We start from the raw sequence: 18,443 nt of genomic DNA, 5'->3' as shown, positions 1-18,443 counted from the left end.
CCCCGCCGTGGGGGTGAGGGGTGACACAGGCCCCGCGCGGCGACGACTAGCCTCGGCCCCATGATCGACGCCCGCCTCCTGCGCGACGACCCCGACCGCGTCCGAGCCGCCCAGGCCAAGCGCGGCCTGTCGGCCGAGGTGGTCGACCGCGCCCTGTCCGCCGACGCCGACCGGCGGGCCGCCATCGCGTCGTACGAGGCCAAGCGCGCGGAGCAGAAGCGGCTCGGCGGCCAAGTCGCCAAGGCGCAGGGCGAGGAGAAGCAGGAGCTGCTCGGGCAGACCCGCGCCCTGGCCGCGGAGGTCAAGGAGGCCGAGGCCGCCCGGGTCGCCGCCGAGGAGGCCTGGAACGACGCCGTGCTGTCGATCCCCAACCCGGCGGCCGACGAGGCCCCCGAGGGTGGCGAGGACGACTACGTCGTGCTCGAGACGGTCGGCACCAAGCCGGAGTTCGACTTCACCCCGCGCGACCACGTCGAGCTGGGCGCGATGCTCGGTGCCTTCGACCTCGAGCGCGGCGCCAAGGTCTCGGGCTCGCGCTTCTACTTCCTCACCGGCATCGGCGCCCGGCTGCACCGCGCACTGGTCACGATGGCGATGGACATGGCCGCGGCCAACGGGTTCACCGAGGTCGTCGCCCCGGCGCTGGTGAAGTCGCGGGCCATGGAGGGCACCGGCTTCCTCGGCCAGGCCGCCGACGACGTCTACCGGATCGAGGGCCAGGACCTCTACCTCGTCGGCACCTCCGAGGTCCCGCTCGCGGCCTTCCACTCCGACGAGATCCTCCCGGCCGACTCGCTGCCGCAGCGGTACGCCGCGTTCAGCTCCTGCTTCCGCAAGGAGGCCGGCTCGCACGGCAAGGACACCCGCGGCATCTTCCGGGTGCACTGGTTCGACAAGGTCGAGATGTTCGTCTACACCACCGTCGAGGAGTCCTTCGCCGAGCACCAGCGGCTGCTGGCCTGGGAGAAGGAGTTCATGGACGCCCTCGAGCTGCACTACCGCGTCATCGACGTGGCCGCGGGCGACCTCGGCACCTCCGCGCAGCGCAAGTTCGACTGCGAGGCCTGGATCGCCAGCCAGGAGCGCTTCCGCGAGCTGACGTCGACCTCCAACTGCACCGACTTCCAGGCCCGCCGCCTCGACATCCGCACCCGCGCGGGCAGCAGCGGCGAGACGACCCCGGTGGCCACCCTCAACGGCACGCTCTGCTCGACCAACCGGCCGATCATCGCGCTGCTCGAGACCCACCAGCAGGCCGACGGGTCGGTGCGGGTGCCGCAGGCCCTGCAGCCCTACCTCGGCGGCCTCGAGGTCCTCGAGCCGCTCGCATGACCGGCACCCCGGCGCCCGGCGCCGACGGCTGGCGCCCCGGGCTCGTCGCGCTCGACATCGACGGCACCCTCCTGGCCTGGGTCGAGGGGGGCGGCACGACCTACGAGCAGGTCACCGCCGCGACGTACGACGCCGTGCACCGCGCCCTCGACGCCGGCGCCCACGTCGTGCTCTCCTCGGGCCGGTCGCCGCACGACATGACCGGCATCGCCGACCTGCTCGACCTGCGGGGGCGGCCGGACGCCGGCGGCGACGACCGGCTGTGGGTGGTGGCCTCCAACGGCGCCGTGATCTTCCGCTACCGCGTCGGCGACGACGAGATCGACGTCGTGCACGAGGAGACCTTCGACCCCGGCCCGGCCGTGCGTGCCGTGCTGGAGAAGCGTCCCGGGGCCCGGGTCGCGGTCGAGGAGCGCGGCAGCGGCTACCGCGTCACCACGCCGTTCCCCGAGGGCGAGCTGGCCGGCGACATGATCGTCACCGACCTCGAGGAGCTCATCAGCCGGCCGGTGAGCCGGGTCATCATCCGCGACCCCGACGCGACGGCCGACGACTTCGTGGCCCTCTCGGAGGACCTCGGCCTGCACGGCACCGACTACGTCGTCGGCTGGACCGCCTGGCTCGACCTCACGCCCGTCGGCGTCTCCAAGGCCTCCGGCCTCGACCACGTGTGCCGCGAGGTGGGCCTGGAGGCCGCCGACGTGCTCGCGGTCGGCGACGGCCGCAACGACGTCGAGATGCTCGCCTGGGCCGGCCGCGGCGTCGCCATGGGCCAGGCCGTCGAGGCCGTCCGCGAGGCCGCCGACGACGTCACCGGCACCGTGTACGACGACGGCGCGGCCGCCGAGCTCGGCCGCTGGTTCCCTTCGTGACCGACGGGGGCCCGGCGGGCCCGGAAAGCCCGGACAGCCCGGCGAGCCCGGCGGGACCGGCCGAGCGGCTGGCCACCGAGCGGCTCCGGCTGATCCTGGTGACCCCCACCGACGCCGCCGACATGCGAGAGGGCCGGCGCCAGGACCGCTGGCACCCCGACTACCCCCGCACCGACGACGTCGACGCGGCCTTCCTCGCCCGGGACGGCAGCCCGTGGGGGCCGCGCCACGTGGTGCTCGGCCACCTCGCCGTCGGCTCCATCGGCTTCTTCGGCCCGCCCGAGGACGGCGAGGCCGAGGTCGGCTACGGCCTCGTGCCCGAGGTGCGCGGGCGGGGGCTGGCCACCGAGGCGCTGCGGGCGGTGCTCGCGGAGACCGACCGGCTCGGCGTACGCGTGCGGGCGCGGACCGAGGCCGGCAACCGGGCCAGCGTCCGGGTGCTGGCCAAGGCGGGATTCACCGAGCTGCGCGGCAGCGACGAGGAGGGTCTGCTCGTCATGGCCCGGCCGCTGCCCGACCGTGCGGGCGGCGCCTGATGCTGGCCGCGACCGACCTCGACGGCACCCTGCTGCGCTCCGACGGCACGGTCTCCGGCGCGACCCGGCGGGTGCTGGCCGCGGTGGAGGAGGCCGGCGTGCCGGTCGTCTTCGTCACCGGGCGGCCGCTGCGCTGGATGCGTGACCTGTTCTCCATGGTCGGCGCCCACGGCGTCGCGGTCCTCGGCAACGGCGCCGTCGTCTACGACGTCGGGGCCGGCGAGGTGCGGCGGCTGCGCGGCATCGAGCGCGACGCTGGTGACCGGGTGATGGCCGCGGTCCGCGCCGGCGTCCCGGGTGCGCTGATGGGGCTGGAGGACCTCGACGGGCTGGCCGCGGAGCCGGGGTTCGTCGACGAGTCGCGCACCGACCGCGTCGGGCCGCTCGCCGACGTGTGGAGCGATGGCGTGACCAAGGTGCTGGTCCGCGCGCCGGGGCTCGAGCCGGAGGCGCTGCAGGACCAGGTCGCCGCCGCCGTCGGTGGCCTGGCCACGGTGACCTGGTCGATGCCGGGCCTGGTCGAGATCAGCGCCACGGGCGTCACCAAGGCCTCCGCGCTGGCCGAGGTGGCCGCCGACCTGGGCGTGGCCGCCGCCGACGTCGTGGCGTTCGGCGACATGCCCAACGACCTGCCCATGCTGGGCTGGGCCGGCACGTCGTACGCCGTGGCCAACGCCCACCCCACCGTGCTCGAGGCGACCGACCACACCGCTCCCGCCAACGACGCCGACGGGGTCGCCCGCACGCTGGCCCGGCTGGTCCCGATCACCCCCGACCTGGTGTGATGTGCGCGTGAACCCCGTCCTGCGCGCCCTCGCGTCCGGCGCCCTGGTGGCCCTGGCCGCGGGCGGCTCGGTGCCGGCGGCCCACGCCACGACGACCCCGCAGCCCACGGCCCCGGCCGAGCAGCGGGTGGTCTTCACCGGCACCTTCGTGCGCCCGCCGACCACGTTCGTCGACGACGGTCGCACGCTGCGCCGCTACCAGGTCGAGGTCGAGCTCGTGTACGGCGAGGGCGACGTCGACCGCCGCGTCACGGTCACCTCGCCCGTCGCCCTGGAGCGGTGCCGCACCGGCTCGCAGGGCGGCAGCACCGGCTCGGGCGGCTCGGGCGGGGCCCAGCAGGAGCAGGCGCCCGGCAACCCGACCCCGTCCTCACCGACGACGACCGCACCCGCCGAGCCGGGCCAGGGCATCGACAAGCAGCTGCGGCTCTTCGCCACGACCCCCGACGACGGCCGCTTCGCGGTCGCCGGGTGCGACGGCGTCACGCTCGCGACCGCCACCGTGCTCAACGGCCTCGGCGACGGCAGGCCCCCGGGCCGGGAGGGCGGCACCGCCGACGGCGGCACCGGCGCCGTCCCCGACGTGGGCTTCCTGTGCCCCGACACCCGCGACGCCGCCGACCTCGACGACGCCGCCTCCTGCGACGCGCTCGCCCCTGGCGACGACGTCGCCCGGATGGCGGCCCCCGGCCTCGCGATCCTCATCGTGGGCGGCCTCGGGCTCCTCGTCGCCCGCCGCCTCGGCCGCCAGCGCTGACCCTCGCGCCGACGACGTCTCGACGACGCCGTCCCGCACCGGGCTAGAGGTACATGCCCCCCGAGCGGGAGTCGTCGTCGCCGGAGGTCGGGCGCCCGCCCTGACCGGGCTGGACACCGGGCTGGCCCGGCTGGCCGCCGGGGATGACCATCCCGGGCGGCAGGGCGCGGCGCATCTGCTCGAACTGCGCCTTGGCCGCCAGCTGCTGGGCGTAGATCGCGGTCTGGATGCCGTGGAAAAGGCCCTCGAGCCACCCGACGAGCTGGGCCTGCGCGATCCGCAGCTCGCCCTCGGACGGCGTGGTGCCCTCGGCGAAGGGCAGCGAGAGGCGCTGCAGCTCCTCGACCAGCTCGGGGGCGAGGCCCTGCTCGAGCTCGGAGATGGAGGAGGCGTGGATCTCCTTGAGGCGGGCGCGGCTGGCCTCGTCGAGGGGCGCGGCCTTCACCTCCTCGAGCAGCTGGCGGATCATGCTGCCGATCCGCATCACCTTGGCCGGCTGCTCCACCAGGTCGGCCAGGCTGCGCTCCTCGCCGTCGTCGTCACCGTCGTCGTCGGACGACCCGCCGCCGGCCGCGGGCACGCCGCCCTGGGCCACCAGGGCCGAGGCGGGGACGGCGCCGATCGCGGTGCCGTCGGGGCCGATGATGACGACCTGCTGGTCCTCGCCCTCGGGGGCGTCGTCCGACGGGGGCTGCTGCTCCTCGGTCATGGCTCCCACCGTAGCCAGCCGGGGTGACGGTCCAGCCCACCCGCCCGGGCCAGGTCGGGCGGGCCGGGCGGGCCGGGCAGGTCGGGCAGGTCGGGCAGGTCAGTCAGAGGGTCAGGACGATCTTGCCGGTGTTGTCGCCGGAGTCGAGGTGCTCGTGGGCGCGCTGCACGTCCTCCAGCGGCATCGTCGTGCCCACCACCGGGCGCACGGACCCGTCGGCGACCAGCGGCCAGACGTGCTCGACCACCGAGGCGCAGATGGCGGCCTTGCCCTCGGGCGGGCGTCCGCGCAGCGAGGTGGCGATGACCGCACCCCGCTTGGCGAGCAGCTTGCCGAGGTCGAGCTCGCCCTTGCTGCCGCCCTGCATGCCGATGACGACGATCCGGCCCTCGGGCGCGAGCACGCTGACGTTGCGGCCGAGGTAGGAGGCGCCCATGTTGTCGAGCACCACGTCGACGCCGCCGCCCGTGGCCTCGCGGGCCACCTCGACGAAGTCCTGGTCGCGGTAGTTGATCGTCACGTCCGCGCCGAGGTCGGCGCAGAAGGCCAGCTTGTCGGCCGACCCGGCGGTGGTCAGCACCTGCGACCCCAGTGCGTGGGCCAGCTGGATCGCGAACGTCCCGATGCCGCCGGCCCCACCGTGGACCAAGAACGACTCGGTCGGCTTCAGCCCGGCCACCATGAACACGTTGGACCACACCGTGCACGCCACCTCCGGCAGCGCGGCCGCGGTCACCAGGTCGACCCCGTCGGGCACGGGCATCACCTGCCCGACCGGTACGACGACCCGCGAGGCGTACCCGCCGCCGGCCAGCAGCGCGCACGCCTCGTCGCCCACGGCCCAGCCGGTCACGCCCTCGCCGACCTCGGCGACGGTGCCGCTGCACTCGAGGCCGATCACCTCGCTGGCCCCCTCGGGCGGCGGGTAGTGCCCCTGCCGCTGCAGCACGTCGGCCCGGTTGACCGCTGTGGCGGCCACCTCCAGCGCCACCTCGCCCGGCCCGGGGTGCACGTCGGGCACCTCCTGGACCGAGAGGACCTCCGGCCCGCCGGCCCCGTCGGCCACGACCGCCCTCATCGTGCGTCCCCCTCGTCGTCGGTGTCGTCCCCGGTGCCGCCCCCGGTGGCGTCCCCGGCGTCGGCGAGGTCGCCCGTGTGGTCGATCCCGCGGTCGTCGGGCACGTCGTCGTCGACGTCGTCCGGGTCGGGCGCGTCGGCCGGTCGGTCCCAGCCCTCGGCCAGCGCCTGGGCCGCGGCCGCCATCCGCTCCACGTCCGCCGGCCCGGCGGCGCGGCTGCCGGCGGCGTACCCCAGCAGGTAGGTGGCGACCGGCCCCGACCCGCGGCCGACGCTGTCGTGGACCAGCTCGTCCAGGTCGGCCAGCAGGCCCTCGTCGACCTCGGTCTCCAGGTCGAGCACGTCGCTGAGCTCGTCGATCCAGTCGTGGAGGTTCACGGGTCCCACCCTGGCCACGAGGAGGCTCGCGCCGCAACCGCTACCGGGTGGTCATCACCGGGGCTCGGCGATGTCGCGCAGGTCGGCCCAGGTGTCGACGTCGCGGTGCTCCTCGCCGATGGCCGCCACCTCGGCGAGGTCGAGGCGCGCGAGCAGCCGGTGCACGGCGTGGCCGTGCTGGGCCTCGCGGTCCGGCCGCACCGCCTCGAGCCGCTCCCGGTCGACGACGAAGGCCAGCTGCCGTCGGCCGTCGGGCCCCACGAGCACCGCGCCGTCCCGGCCCTCGGCCGCGGCCTGCATCCGCCGGATGGTGGCCGGGGTGACCCGCGGCATGTCCACGGCCAGGACGACCACGGTGCGGGTGCGCCGCAGCAGGGAGTCGACGCCCGTGAGCAGCCCGGCCACGGGGCCGCCGTGGCGAGGGTCCTCGACGACGAAGGTGACCGGCCGGTCGGCGTAGGCCTGGTCGCCGACGACGACGACCTCGGCGGCGTCGACGACGGCCTCGAGGGCGTGCGCGAGCAGCGAGCGCCCGCCGACCTCGACGCTGCCCTTGTCGAACCCGCCGAGCCGGGTCGCCCGGCCGCCGGCCAGCACGACGGCGCAGTAGGAGTCCAGGAGAGCGTCCGAGGCCACGCCACCAGCGTGCCACCCTGGAGCGGTGACCTCTGACGTTCGCGGCGTGATGCGCGTCGCCCTGGTGCAGGAGGCCTCCGGCCTCGAGCCCGGGCCCAACCGGGCCCGCCTGGCCGCGCTCACCCCCGACGACGCCGACCTCGTCGTGTGGCCCGAGGCCTTCGCCCGCGACTTCGGGGAGGCCGGCTCCGACGTCAGCCCGTACGCCGAGGCCGTGACCGGCCCGTTCGCGACCGAGCTGGCGGCGGTGGCCGACCGGGTCGGGACGACCCTGGTGGCGGGCATGTTCGAGACCAGCGCCGACGCCGGACGACCCTGGAACACCCTCGTCGTCCGCGGCTGCGGCCACACCGAGGCCTACCGCAAGGTCCACCTGTACGACTCGTTCGGCTACCGCGAGTCCGACCGGCTGCTGGCAGGCGACCCCGCGCCGGTGGTCGTGACCGTCGACGGGTGGGCCGTGGGCCTGATGACCTGCTACGACCTGCGCTTCCCCGAGATGGCCCGGATGCTCGTCGACGCCGGTGCCGAGGTGCTCGTCGTGCCCGCCGCCTGGGTCGCGGGCCCCCGCAAGGTCGACCACTGGCGCACCCTCGCCCGCGCCCGGGCGATCGAGAACACCGTGTACGTCGTCGCCGCGGCCCAGCCCGGCCCGCGCTACTGCGGCCACTCCACGGTCGTCGACCCGCTCGGCGACGTGCTCGTCGAGGCCGGCGACGGCCCCGAGGTGGTGCGGGCCGAGCTGCGCCGCGAGGTCCTCGACGAGGCACGCCGCACCAACCCGTCGCTGCGCAACCGTCGGCTGTAACCTCGGCCGACGTGTCCAGGTCAGCGGGTCGTCGTCGGGCGGGGGTCCCCCCGACCCCGGCGCACGGCACCGAGCTCCCGCCGACGACCACCGTCGAGCCCCCTGTCGAGCCCGCTGCCGACCCCGCGGTCGGGCCGTCGGCTCCCGTCGAGGAGCCTGAGCCCGACGCACACCGCGACCGGCGCTCGCTCGAGGACCGGGTCTCCGCCCTCGCCGGGTCGCGGTGGCCGCGGGTGGCGCTCGGCGTCCTGGTGCTGGTCGGTCTGGCCGCGCTGGTCGCGGCGATGGTGCCGGTCGGCCCGATCTGGCTCGGCAGCGCGGGCAGCGTCGTGGTGGTCTCGGCGTACTCCTGGGCGCTGGCGGCCCGCACCGGCGGCCGCCCGGTCGTCTTCGGCACGCTCGCGGCCGTGCTCGGCACGGTCGTGCTGGTCCTCGACGAACCCTCGCTGCGCACCGGCGCGGCCGTGATGACGGCCGTGGTGGCCGCGGTGCTGGGCGTGATGACGACGGTCCCGGCCGTCACCTACTGGCGCGCCGCCCGCGAGTGCGTCGTGGCCGTGGCCGTGGCCGCGGTCGGTGCGGTGGCGGTGCTCGGCTTCGAGCCGACGCTCACGGTCACCCGCTTCGAGTACGCCACGTTCGGCCTGGCCCTGGCCGGGGCGTTCGCGGTCGTCTACCGCCTCGGCGCGGGCCTGCACGGCCTCGGCCGCCGCGGGGTGCTCATCGTCGTGATCGGCGGCGTCGTGCTCACGGTGACCCTGCTGTACGCCGAGCTGCTGCGCCGGTACGGCGAGCCCGAGCTGGTCACCTCGCTGCTCGACGGGGTGCGCTGGAGCCGGGCCGAGCTCGGCGCCTTCCCCCGGCCGATCGAGTCGGTGCTCGGCATCCCGGCCCTGGCCTACGGCTGCCACATGCGCGCGCGCCGTCGTCAGGGCTGGTGGGTCTGCGCCTTCGGCGCCGCCGCCACCTCGGCCGTCGCCAACGCCCTGGTCAACCCGACGATCTCCCGCACCGAGAGCGGCCTGTCGGTGCTCTACGGCCTCGTGGTCGGTCTGGTGATCGGGTTCGTCGTCATCCGCCTCGACCTCTTCCTCACCGGCTCCACCCGCGGCTCCCGCGGTCGTCGCAGCCGCGCCGACGAGCAGGCCCACGCCCTCCGCCCCGAGCCCACCCGCGCCCAACCCCTCCTCTGACCCACGGACGGACCGGCCCACGGTGGGCCTCCGCCTCGAGCCCAGCCGGCCCAGCCCCCTCCGACCGACGGGCGGACCGGGCCCCACGGTGGTCGAGGAAGGCGCCCTGGCGCCTGTCTCGAGACCACGTCCGAGGTCAAGGTCGTGTGGTCTCGAGACGGTTCCTGGCGGAACCTCCTCGACCACCGTGGACGCAACCACGGGACGCAACCACCGGACGCAACCACCGGGACGCAACCACCGGGACGCAACCACCGGGACGCAACCACCGGGACGCAACCACCGGGACGCAACCCACCAGGAGGCGCCCGGGCCACAGCAGGACCGGGCCCCAGGGCGCACGTCGAGGTGGCCCGGCCCCAGCTGCCGGAGGGCCCGCCGGGCCAGGCCGGCGGCAGCGGTTCCAGGTGGCGCGGGCCCGCGGCAGCGGGCCGGGACAGCCTCGACCAATCAACGCAGAGGGGGCGGGATTCGAACCCGCGGTGGGTCTCCCCACGACCGCTTTCAAGGCGGTTCCGATCGGCCGCTCCGGCACCCCTCCTCGCCCGGTGCGTGCACCGGACGGCAGGGAGTCTAGGCGCTCAGGCTGATGAGGACGTCGCCCTCCTGGACGACGTCGCCGGGGGCGACCTTGACGGCGAGCACGGTGCCGGCGTGCTCGGCGACGACGGGGATCTCCATCTTCATCGACTCCAGCAGGGCGACCTCGTCGCCGACGGCGACGGCGGCGCCGGGCTGCACGAGCACCTCGAGCACGTTGGCGACCATCTCGGCGACGACGTCGACACGCTGCTCCCGGGCCATGGGTCGACCGTAGCCATTACCCCCGGGTAGGCGGATTCGGACCGACCCGGGCCCACCCGGGCCCACCCCGGCCTACTCGGAGCCGCCGAGCTCCATCTCGACCTCGTCGTAGGCGAGGTCGTGGACGCGCTGGAGGTGGCGGGTGACGTCGGCGACGAGGCGGGCGACCTCGGCGCGCACGGCGGGCACGTCGGCGTCCTCGAGGACCCGGGTTCCGAGGGCGCCGAGCCGCATGAGGAGGGCGTTGCGCTCGCGGAACGCGGCACCGCCACGGGCGGCCAGCCAGCCGTCGCCGGAGGCCTGGCCGGTCTCCTCCAGCAGGGCGTCGCGGACGGCGCCCATGCGCTGGCGCATGGTCCAGCGCCAGCTGCCCAGGCTCGGGCCGTCGCGGCGTGGCGCCTCGTTGGCCGCGGCGAGGCCGCGCAGGGCGGCGGTGAGGCCGGCGCTGGTCGTGGGCACGACACCTCCTGGTGAGCCTGGTGTGACCGGGCTCACGAGCATGACGCCCCGGTGGTGAGGGTGGCAAGACGGCGGCCCCCGCCCTCGGGGACAATGGTCCCGTGGACGACAGCACGGCCGACTACCGCCTCTCGCCGGCCTTCGCGGCCCGCCTGGTCGGGCTCGGCCTGGTGCTGCTGGCGCTCGTGGTGTTCGCCTACGTCGTCGTCTCGGCCGCGCTCGGCTGGCCGCCCGACACGATCGTCGTGGTCGTGGTCCTCGGCCTGGTCGGGGTGTTCGGCGGCGCGTCGTGGCTGCGCTCCCGGGCCTACGTCGTCCGGCTGACCGCGACCGGCTACGACGTGCGCTTCGTGCGCGGGGCCGGCGTGGCCCGCGGGCGGTGGGACGAGGTCAGCGAGGCAGCGGTGGCGCACCCCCGCGACGTGCCGTGCGTCGTGCTGACCCGCACCGACGGCACCACGACGTCGATCCCGGTGGGGCTGCTGGCCGCCGACCGCGACGACTTCGCCAACGACGTGCGCGACCGGCTCGCCGCCGCCCGGCGCGAGGGCTGACCCGGGCTCGTCGGGCGCGCATCCGATTGGCCGCGGGTCGACCCGGCCTTGTAGCCTGCTCCCGCCGCATCCGTGCGGCGAGGAGGCGTCGCCTAGTCAGGTCTATGGCGCCCGCCTGCTAAGCGGGTTTGGGGTAATACCCATCGCGGGTTCAAATCCCGCCGCCTCCGCCGCGGGGTCCGCCGCCAGCCAGACTGGCGGCGGGCACCCGGCCGACCACTGGTCTGCACCAGTGGTGCAGACCGGGGTTCCCGGGATACCGTGAAGAGGTCGCCGGGCCGGAGGACGGGCCCGCGACGCGCGGGACTCGGCCTGCAGGGTGTTGCACGTCCTCGCATTGCACGAACCTGCAGAGCCGATCGTCGGACAACGTCCCCGACGACCGCGAGAATACGATCACGGGCCATTCCGTGGGCCCGAGACCCGAAGTGTGGAGACAACCATGAACATCGCTCGCAAGCTCGGCCTCACCGTGGCCGCCGCCCTCCTCGGCGCCTCCGTCGTCGGCATCGCCGCCCCCGCGGCCCACGCCGGTGACTCCAGCTGGGGTTGTGGCGGCAGCTGCCGCCCCGGTCGCTGACCGACCTCCCCTGAGGCGGCTCCGGCCGCCCACCGACGCACGACGCCTGGCCCGACGGGTCAGGCGTCGTCGTCGTCCACGGGCTCGTGCCCCGAGACCCCGGCCTGGCCCATCGCGTAGCCGAGCTGGAAGCGGGTCTCCTGCTCGTACTCCGCCTTGAGGTCGGCCACGTAGCCGGCGTACGTGCGGGGGCTGACGCCCAGCCGCTTGGCGCTCACCGGGTCGGAGTGGCCCTCGATGAGCATCCGGATCGTCATCGCCCGCTGCTCGGCGGCGATGCCCTTGAGCGTGGTCGTCTCCTTGTTGGTGAACGGTCGGGCCCGCTCCCAGGTGCGGTCGAAGATGTCGACGAGGTAGGCCAGCACCGACGGCTCGCGGACGACGACGGCCGTGGTGAGGTCGTCGTTGGCCGGGATCACCGCGACCCGGCGGTCGACGACGATGAGCCGGTTGAAGAACTCGTCGAGGGTGCGCACCTCGGCGCCGCGCTCGCTGACCGCGGCGACGTACTTGGCCGTGAAGGCGCTGCGCCGGGCGCTGTGCTGGTAGAGCGTGCGCATCTTGGCACCTCGCTCGAGCATCGCGGTGTCGCGCAGGGCGGCGGCGGCCAGCGACGCCGCGTCGCGGCCGGCCTGCGGCTGCGCGGTGAGCATCTCCTCCTCGCACTCCGAGACCAGCCCGGCCAGGAACGGCCCGATCGCGCCGTGGCGCAGGTAGGTGAACGGCCCGCGGGCCTGCGACATCGGGGAGCGGCGCCAGGACTGGCTCAGCGCGCCGAACGTGCGCGCCCACTGCGTCGACTCCTCCAGCAGCTGGGCGGCCTGCTGGCTCAGCGGCGAGACGACGCGCGACTGCACGGTCGCGGGGTCCTCGGGCAGCCAGCGCCCGAGCTCCCGGTCGAGCTGCAGCAGGCCCAGCTCGACGAGCAGGTCAAAGGCCCGCTTCTCCGGGCCGCCGTCGGCGATGCGCGGATCGTGCTCGGCGATGCCCTCCTCGGCCACCGCCTCGTCGTACAACGTGGCTCCGGCGTCGGCGAACAAGGCGCGCTCGTCGGGGCCGTGGGTCACCCGGCGATCGTATCGACGACGACGGCCCCCCACCCCCGGGTTCGGGGTGAGGGGCCGTACGACGTCGCGCGGTGCGTGCGGGGCGCTCAGGCCTCCAGGCGGGCGCGGAGGCCGTCGAGCTCGGTCCAGAGCACGGCGGGCAGGTCGTCGCCGAACTTCTCGAACCACTCCTGGATCTGCGGCAGCTCGGCCTTCCACTCCTCGGGGTCGACGTGCAGCGCGGCGGCCAGGGCCTCCTCGCTCATGTCGAGCCCGTCGGTGTCGAGCGAGCCCGGCGCCGGCACGTGGCCGATGGGGGTCTCGACCGCGGCGGCCTGGCCGTCGATGCGCTCGACGACCCACTTCAGCACGCGGCTGTTCTCGCCGAACCCGGGCCACAGGAAGCCGCCCTCGTCGTCGCGGCGGAACCAGTTGACGTAGAAGATCCGCGGCAGCTTGGAGGCGTCGTTGTCCTTGCCGATGTTGATCCAGTGGCCGAAGTAGTGCCCGGCGTTGTAGCCGATGAACGGCAGCATGGCCATCGGGTCGCGGCGCACGACGCCGGTGGCGCCGACCGCGGCGGCGGTGGTCTCCGAGGACAGCGTCGCGCCGAGGAAGGTGCCGTGGGTCCAGTCGCGGGCCTCGAAGACCAGCGGGATGGTCGTCTTGCGGCGGCCGCCGAAGAGGATCGCGTCGATCGGGACGCCGCGCGGGTCGTCGTACTCGGGGGCGAGGATGTCGCACTGCTTGATCGGCGTGCAGTAGCGGCTGTTGGGGTGGCTGGAGACGAAGTCGGACTCGGGGGTCCACTCCTCGCCCTTCCACGAGGTGGCCTTGGCGGGCGGGTTCTCCAGGCCCTCCCACCACACGTCGCCGTCGTCGGTGAGCGCGACGTTGGTGAAGACCGAGTTGCCCTTGTTGATGGTGGCCATCGCGTGCGGGTTGGTGTGCTCGTTGGTGCCCGGCGCGACGCCGAAGAAGCCGTACTCCGGGTTGACGGCCCACAGGCGGCCGTCCTCGCCGATGCGCATCCAGGCGATGTCGTCGCCGATGGACTCGACCTTCCAGCCCGGGATGGTCGGCTTGAGCATGGCCAGGTTGGTCTTGCCGCAGGCGCTGGGGAAGGCGGCGGCGACGTACTTGGTGACGCCGGCGGGGCTGGTGAGCTTGAGGATGAGCATGTGCTCGGCCAGCCAGCCCTCGTCGCGCGCCATCACCGAGGCGATGCGCAGCGCGTAGCACTTCTTGCCGAGCAGCGCGTTGCCGCCGTACCCGCTGCCGAAGGACCAGATCGCGCGCTCCTCGGGGAACTGCACGATGTACTTGGTGTCGTTGCACGGCCAGGAGACGTCGGCCTGGCCCTCGGCCAGCGGGTGGCCGACGGAGTGGATGGCCTGCACGAAGGGGGCGTCGAGCTCGGTCATGCGCTCGAGCACCGCGGAGCCCATGCGGGCCATGACCCGCATCGAGACCGTGACGTAGGCGGAGTCGGTGAGCTCGACGCCGAACATCGGCTGCTCGGCCTCGAGGTGGCCCATCACGAAGGGGATGACGTACATCGTGCGGCCCTGCATGCAGCCGGCGTACAGACCGCGCATGCGGTCCTTCATCTCCTCCGGCGCCATCCAGTTGTTGGTGGGGCCGCAGTCCTTCTCGTCGACCGAGCAGATGTAGGTGCGGTCCTCCACGCGCGCGACGTCGATCGGGTCGCTGGCGGCGTGGAAGGAGTTGGGCTTGATCTCGGGGTTGAGCCGCGTGAAGGTGCCGGTGCCGACGAGGGCGTCGGTCAGCTCGGTCCACTCCTCGTCCGACCCGGTGCACCACTGGATCCGGTCGGGCTGGGTGAGCGCGGCGACCTCGGCGACGAAGTCGAGGATGCCCTGGTGGGTCGTCGGGGCGCCCGCCGTGGGATCGGTGGAGCGGTCCTGGGTGGCAGTCATGCGGTGTGGGTTCCCTCTCGCGGGTTCGCGACGCGGAGGGTCCGGACTGGCTGGCCCCACCGGCCGGCCGTCGAGCGTGTCGACGGTGTTCTTGAGACGATCTGCAGTCGCGTGCTCCGTTGCGAGCGACCTCGGTTCCTGGGAGGCTAACGCCGCTCTTTCGGCGCCACCTATTGGCACGATCCAAGGTCCGTGGCCCGCGTCACACCGCGGTTTTTGGCCGATTTACGGACAAAAGCGGCGCCGGCTCGAGGGTCGGCCGTGACATCCCGATTGGGCCGCTCCGGTCGTCTCGGCTATCCTCGACCAGTCCGCACGGCACCCCTGGTGCAGCAGCGGACGAGCGCCTGTAGCTCAACGGATAGAGCATCTGACTACGGATCAGAAGGTTTGGGGTTCGAATCCCTACAGGCGCGCAGGACTCCTGCACAGGCCATCACCGCTCCGGCGCTGATGGCCTGTCGTGCGTCCGGGGTCCACGCCCGGGAGCCGACCCACCGCCGGTCCGGACGCACCCGCTCTGCGCCCGTGGTGCGACATCCTCCGCACCGGCACCGGCGCCAACCCACGACCGTCCCGGACCTCCGGCTCACGTCCGAGGACCAGCCCGCAGCGGTGGGCCCCGGAGAGGGCACCGACGCCCGGGTGCCGGACCCCGGGCACGGTCCCAGGGTGTGGGCCGCCCCCAGGCCAGCGGGACCGGCCAGGGGGGCGGGCTCTCGATCACCCTGCGCGGGTGGACGACCACCCGGAGGCGGTGAGGTCACTCGAGAACGTCTCCAGCATGCGGGCGGGCCACGGCCGCCCGAGCCACCCGGTGGGGCGGCAGGACCTCGCCGGCCGGCCCGACCCCGGCCTCAGCCCGATCGGGTCCAGGACAGGTCGACGCCGCGCTGGACGATGGCCAACGCGATGGTCTGCTCGTCGCGGTAGTCGATGCGCAGGTCGAGGTCGCGGCCCGCAGCCGTCCCGCGGGCGGCGAGGTGCCACAGGTCGGAGGTGTCGTCGGAGCCGGCGGGGACGCCCAGCGCCTGGTGGGCGGTGTCGCGGGACGCCGGCAGGGGGAGGCCGTCGACCAGGTCACCCGGGCTGGGGTGGGCCTCGCGGTCGGGGGAGACGTGGACCACGGCGCTGGCCAGCCAGCCGTCGCGGAGCCGGAGGTCGACCCCGCGGAGGCCGACCGAGAGCCACTCGACGCCGTCGCGCTCCTCGACCTCGCTCGACATCCCCGGCTCGGTGCCGGTCACGACGACCAGCAGGTGCAGCACGTCGTCGGTCGCCAGCTCGCCGACGGACTCGATGAAGTCCTCGATGCCGCCGAAGGGCGGCTCGATCGTGCCCGCCGGGGTCACCGGGCGGGGCGCGGTCTGCAGCACGGTGGGCTCGGTCGCCACCAGCGTCACTCGCGTGACCGAGCCGTCGAGGTCGAAGGAGACGTTGGCGAAGCGGTCGTCCAGGGCGAAGAGGTCCCAGGCGGGGTCCTCGGAGGAGCCCAGCGGCGCGCCGAGGAGGGCGCGGACCGCTTCGCGGTCGGGCGGGTCCGGCCACCCGACGACGAGGGCCGCGGGGTCGGCGTGGGCCGCACCGTCCTCGTGGTCGGTGAGGTGGACGAAGACCGCCTCGACCAGGTCCTGCTCGACGAGGAGCTCCACCCCGGCGTCGGGGAAGGACAGGTAGCGGCCCCGACGGCCCGGGCCGTCGGAGAAGGACTCGACGTCCGGCGAGCCGCCGAGACGCTCGAGCACCGCCTGGACGGCCGGGTCGGGCTCGGGCCGGCCCAGGGCAGCGAGGAAGGTCGTGATGTCACCCGTGAGGTGCGTCGCAGTCACGGCGGCGTCGTACCCCGCCGCCGGGCGGGCAACCCCCGGCCGACGGTCGGGCCGCGGTCGGCTGCACCCGTCGGGGTGATGGAGGCCCCGATCGCCGCGCGGGGCCGTGGTCGCCTTGGCCCTCGCCGCGCACGCCCCGATGATCGGCGCATGCACGACGCACCGACGGGCCTCGAGCTCGGCACCCTGCTCGCCGCGGCCGAGGACGCCTCGCCGGCCGAGGCGGTCCCGACCGTGGCCCGGCACCTGGAGGAGAGCCTCGGGGTGGCCGGGGTCGACTACCGGATCGCCGACGCCGCCGGCCAGGCCCTGCTCCGGCTCTCCGACGGGGAGCAGCGGTCCACGCACGCCGGTCCGGTCTCCCGTGCCTGGCGCGAGCAGCGCGTCGTCGGGCCCGACGAGTCGGACGACGGCCGCTGGTGGGTGCCGGTGACCGTGCGCGGCGACGCCCTCGGGCTGCTCGAGGTCCACCCCGGAGCGCAGCGCCGCGGCGACGGGTTCGGCCGGGAGCTGGCCACCGTCGCCCACCTGCTGGGCTACCTCACGGTGGCCAACCAGCGGCACACCGACGCCTACGAGACCGCCCGGCGGTCCGAGCCGTTCGACCTGGCCATAGAGATCCAGCGGCGGCTGCTGCCGCAGGCCTTCGTGTGCGAGGGCGGGTCGTTCTCGCTCGCCGGCTGGCTGGAGCCGAGCAGCACGGCCGGGGGCGACACCTTCGACTACATCGCCTCGGCCGACCGCCTCTCGGTCGGTCTCGTCGACGCCGTGGGCCACGACGTCCGGGCCGCGGTGCTGGCCACCCTCACCGTCAACGCGCTGCGCAACGTGCGCCGCCAGGGCGCCGACCTGCAGGAGCAGGCCGACGAGGCGCACCGGGTGCTCGACCGGCACAGCACGGGGGAGCAGTTCGCCACCGGCGTGCTGCTCGAGCTGCCGCTCACCGGGGCCGGTCGGGCCGACGGCGGCGTGGCGTGCCGGGTCGTCAACGCCGGCCACCCGCAGGTGCGCCGGGTCCGCGACGGCGAGGTCGTGCACCTCGACGTGCCACCGGACCCACCGTTCGGGATGCCGCTGCCCCGCGACCGCCAGGGGTACGCCGTCCACGACGTCGAGCTGCAGCCCGGTGACCGGCTGGTGCTGCTGACCGACGGCATGTTCGAGCGGTCGGCCTCCGACCTCGACCTGGACGGCCTGCTGCGCCGGGGTGCGGGCGAGCACCCGCGCAACGCCGCCCAGGACCTGGCGGCGGCGTTCCGCGACCACGTCGGCACGCCGCAGGACGACGCGACCTTCGTGATCCTGGACTGGCACGGCGGCACCACCAGCCGGCGCACGTCGGGCGGCGCTGACTCCTGAGAGCCCCGGGAGGCATCCGCGAGACATCCGGACGGGCGTCGGCTCCGAATGACGGGTTCCCTCTGACAGGAGCTCCATCCATGAACGCCATCCCCACCCGCCGTCTGCTCGCCGGTCTCGCCGGCCTCGCACTGGTCGCGTTGCCGCTCTCGGCCTGCGGCAGCGAGAACGACAACGACTCGAGCTCCGAGAGCAGCAGCTCCAGCGAGTCGTCCGGACCCATCGAGTACCTCGCCCAGATCGACGACCTGAGCACCAACGGCGGCACGACCGAGGTCGCCCTCGACGCCGGGTTCGTCGAGGCGCTGACCGCGCTGAAGGTGACCCCGTCACCCTTCCGCGACGCCAAGGTCCAGGACGGCGTCGCGTCGTTCCCGATCACCGGCGGCAACGTCGGCCTCTTCGAGCCCGGCTCCACCCCCGACTACGTCGTCGGCCAGGTGCAGCACGAGAACTCCGGCCTCAACCTGGAGGCCGGCGGCACCACCGTGACCATCGGCAACTTCGACGTCGACCCGGTCGCCTCGGTCGTGTACGGCGACGTGGCCGTCGACGGCGACGTCGCCGCGACCAGCGTGCGGATCTTCACCCTCGACGGCACCACGCTCGAGGAGCCCGACCTCTCGGCCGACGCCGACGAGGTCGTGCTGCAGGGCTCGGGGGTGTTCCTCGACGAGGGCGCGGCCCAGCTGCTCAACGACACCTTCGGCATCGACGACCTCAGCGGCGAGGTCAAGGTCGGTGTCGCCCGGATCGCCGTCAACACCTGAGCCCGACCCCGACGCCGCA

Annotated in this window: 20 protein-coding genes and 3 tRNA genes; 13 read left to right on the top strand and 10 right to left on the bottom strand. The window is 74.5% G+C overall.

Annotated features, from left to right (window positions below; all coding sequences use genetic code 11):
• Positions 1 to 60: 60 nt before the first annotated feature.
• The 5 genes from serS to FJQ57_RS09360 are packed head-to-tail and all read left to right on the top strand — an operon-like array spanning position 61 to position 4,282.
• Positions 61 to 1,332: a serine--tRNA ligase gene (gene serS, locus FJQ57_RS09380; RefSeq protein ID WP_139979568.1), complete on the top strand. Its 1,272-nt coding sequence runs from the start codon at positions 61 to 63 to the stop codon at positions 1,330 to 1,332.
• The gene (locus tag FJQ57_RS09375) at positions 1,329 to 2,204 is read left to right on the top strand and encodes an HAD family hydrolase (protein WP_139979566.1); all 876 of its coding nucleotides are present in this window, start codon (positions 1,329 to 1,331) and stop codon (positions 2,202 to 2,204) included. The genes serS and FJQ57_RS09375 overlap by 4 nt, the downstream gene beginning before the upstream one ends.
• Positions 2,201 to 2,740, top strand: a complete 540-nt coding sequence (locus FJQ57_RS09370; protein WP_246081711.1) for a GNAT family N-acetyltransferase — start codon at positions 2,201 to 2,203, stop codon at positions 2,738 to 2,740. Before FJQ57_RS09375 ends, FJQ57_RS09370 begins: the two co-directional genes overlap by 4 nt.
• Entirely contained in the window at positions 2,740 to 3,525 is a 786-nt protein-coding gene (locus FJQ57_RS09365; protein WP_139979564.1) for an HAD family hydrolase, read from the top strand. The genes FJQ57_RS09370 and FJQ57_RS09365 overlap by 1 nt, the downstream gene beginning before the upstream one ends.
• Positions 3,526 to 3,532: 7 nt before the next feature.
• Positions 3,533 to 4,282 (top strand): hypothetical protein, encoded by a 750-nt coding sequence (locus tag FJQ57_RS09360; RefSeq protein WP_139979562.1) that lies wholly within the window; start codon positions 3,533 to 3,535, stop codon positions 4,280 to 4,282.
• A 43-nt stretch (positions 4,283 to 4,325) separates the two neighbouring features.
• Here the strand turns inward: FJQ57_RS09360 and FJQ57_RS09355 are convergent, their stop codons facing one another.
• The 4 genes from FJQ57_RS09355 to mobA form a co-directional block, all read right to left on the bottom strand.
• The gene (locus FJQ57_RS09355; RefSeq protein WP_139979560.1) at positions 4,326 to 4,991 is read right to left on the bottom strand and encodes a bacterial proteasome activator family protein; all 666 of its coding nucleotides are present in this window, start codon (positions 4,989 to 4,991) and stop codon (positions 4,326 to 4,328) included.
• Between the two features lie 103 nt (positions 4,992 to 5,094).
• The gene (locus tag FJQ57_RS09350; RefSeq protein ID WP_139979558.1) at positions 5,095 to 6,069 is read right to left on the bottom strand and encodes an NAD(P)H-quinone oxidoreductase; all 975 of its coding nucleotides are present in this window, start codon (positions 6,067 to 6,069) and stop codon (positions 5,095 to 5,097) included.
• Positions 6,066 to 6,446 (bottom strand): DUF6457 domain-containing protein, encoded by a 381-nt coding sequence (locus tag FJQ57_RS22410; RefSeq protein ID WP_170219353.1) that lies wholly within the window; start codon positions 6,444 to 6,446, stop codon positions 6,066 to 6,068. Before FJQ57_RS22410 ends, FJQ57_RS09350 begins: the two co-directional genes overlap by 4 nt.
• Positions 6,447 to 6,500: 54 nt before the next feature.
• A complete protein-coding gene (gene mobA / locus FJQ57_RS09340) occupies positions 6,501 to 7,082 on the bottom strand; it encodes a molybdenum cofactor guanylyltransferase (RefSeq protein WP_139979556.1) in 582 nt (193 codons plus the stop codon).
• A gap of 25 nt (positions 7,083 to 7,107) precedes the next feature.
• Here mobA and FJQ57_RS09335 point away from each other — a divergent pair, with 25 nt between their 5' ends.
• Positions 7,108 to 7,890 carry a carbon-nitrogen hydrolase family protein gene (locus FJQ57_RS09335; RefSeq protein ID WP_342775377.1) on the top strand — a complete coding sequence of 261 codons (783 nt, stop codon included), beginning with the start codon at positions 7,108 to 7,110 and terminating at the stop codon, positions 7,888 to 7,890.
• 11 nt (positions 7,891 to 7,901) lie between these two features.
• Positions 7,902 to 9,083 carry a hypothetical protein gene (locus FJQ57_RS09330; RefSeq protein WP_139979554.1) on the top strand — a complete coding sequence of 394 codons (1,182 nt, stop codon included), beginning with the start codon at positions 7,902 to 7,904 and terminating at the stop codon, positions 9,081 to 9,083.
• Between the two features lie 456 nt (positions 9,084 to 9,539).
• Here the strand turns inward: FJQ57_RS09330 and FJQ57_RS09325 are convergent.
• The 3 genes from FJQ57_RS09325 to FJQ57_RS09315 all read right to left on the bottom strand — a co-directional run bounded on the left by FJQ57_RS09325 (position 9,540) and on the right by FJQ57_RS09315 (position 10,346).
• A tRNA-Ser gene (locus FJQ57_RS09325) sits at positions 9,540 to 9,624 on the bottom strand.
• Between the two features lie 32 nt (positions 9,625 to 9,656).
• Entirely contained in the window at positions 9,657 to 9,887 is a 231-nt protein-coding gene (locus tag FJQ57_RS09320) for a biotin/lipoyl-binding carrier protein (protein ID WP_139979552.1), read from the bottom strand.
• Between the two features lie 72 nt (positions 9,888 to 9,959).
• On the bottom strand, positions 9,960 to 10,346 hold the full coding sequence (locus FJQ57_RS09315; RefSeq protein WP_139979550.1) for a hypothetical protein: 387 nt from the start codon (positions 10,344 to 10,346) through the stop codon (positions 9,960 to 9,962).
• A 101-nt stretch (positions 10,347 to 10,447) separates the two neighbouring features.
• Here FJQ57_RS09315 and FJQ57_RS09310 point away from each other — a divergent pair, with 101 nt between their 5' ends.
• From FJQ57_RS09310 to FJQ57_RS22405, 3 genes are all read left to right on the top strand, one after another.
• Positions 10,448 to 10,900: a hypothetical protein gene (locus FJQ57_RS09310; protein WP_139979548.1), complete on the top strand. Its 453-nt coding sequence runs from the start codon at positions 10,448 to 10,450 to the stop codon at positions 10,898 to 10,900.
• A gap of 81 nt (positions 10,901 to 10,981) precedes the next feature.
• Positions 10,982 to 11,070 (top strand) — tRNA-Ser (locus tag FJQ57_RS09305).
• A gap of 272 nt (positions 11,071 to 11,342) precedes the next feature.
• Positions 11,343 to 11,480, top strand: a complete 138-nt coding sequence (locus FJQ57_RS22405) for a hypothetical protein (RefSeq protein ID WP_170219352.1) — start codon at positions 11,343 to 11,345, stop codon at positions 11,478 to 11,480.
• Between the two features lie 59 nt (positions 11,481 to 11,539).
• Here FJQ57_RS22405 and FJQ57_RS09300 read toward each other — a convergent pair whose 3' ends face one another.
• Positions 11,540 to 12,547 (bottom strand): phospholipase D-like domain-containing protein, encoded by a 1,008-nt coding sequence (locus FJQ57_RS09300; protein WP_139979546.1) that lies wholly within the window; start codon positions 12,545 to 12,547, stop codon positions 11,540 to 11,542.
• 86 nt (positions 12,548 to 12,633) lie between these two features.
• Complete coding sequence (locus FJQ57_RS09295; RefSeq protein WP_139979544.1) at positions 12,634 to 14,466, bottom strand: phosphoenolpyruvate carboxykinase (GTP); 1,833 nt, start codon at positions 14,464 to 14,466, stop codon at positions 12,634 to 12,636.
• Positions 14,467 to 14,809: 343 nt separating this feature from the next.
• Here FJQ57_RS09295 and FJQ57_RS09290 point away from each other — a divergent pair.
• A tRNA-Arg gene (locus FJQ57_RS09290) sits at positions 14,810 to 14,882 on the top strand.
• 441 nt (positions 14,883 to 15,323) lie between these two features.
• On the opposite strand, the gene FJQ57_RS09285 is transcribed toward FJQ57_RS09290, so the two are convergent.
• On the bottom strand, positions 15,324 to 16,295 hold the full coding sequence (locus tag FJQ57_RS09285; RefSeq protein ID WP_139979542.1) for a hypothetical protein: 972 nt from the start codon (positions 16,293 to 16,295) through the stop codon (positions 15,324 to 15,326).
• Between the two features lie 150 nt (positions 16,296 to 16,445).
• Between FJQ57_RS09285 and FJQ57_RS09280 the strand changes: the two genes are divergently transcribed.
• Complete coding sequence (locus FJQ57_RS09280; protein ID WP_139979540.1) at positions 16,446 to 17,654, top strand: PP2C family protein-serine/threonine phosphatase; 1,209 nt, start codon at positions 16,446 to 16,448, stop codon at positions 17,652 to 17,654.
• Between the two features lie 80 nt (positions 17,655 to 17,734).
• The gene (locus FJQ57_RS09275) at positions 17,735 to 18,424 is read left to right on the top strand and encodes a hypothetical protein (RefSeq protein WP_139979538.1); all 690 of its coding nucleotides are present in this window, start codon (positions 17,735 to 17,737) and stop codon (positions 18,422 to 18,424) included.
• Positions 18,425 to 18,443: the final 19 nt, after the last annotated feature.

It is taken from the genome of Nocardioides litoris, assembly GCF_006346315.1.
Classification (GTDB): Bacteria; Actinomycetota; Actinomycetes; order Propionibacteriales; family Nocardioidaceae; genus Nocardioides; species Nocardioides litoris.
This window is presented reverse-complemented; position numbering and strand designations above follow the sequence as displayed.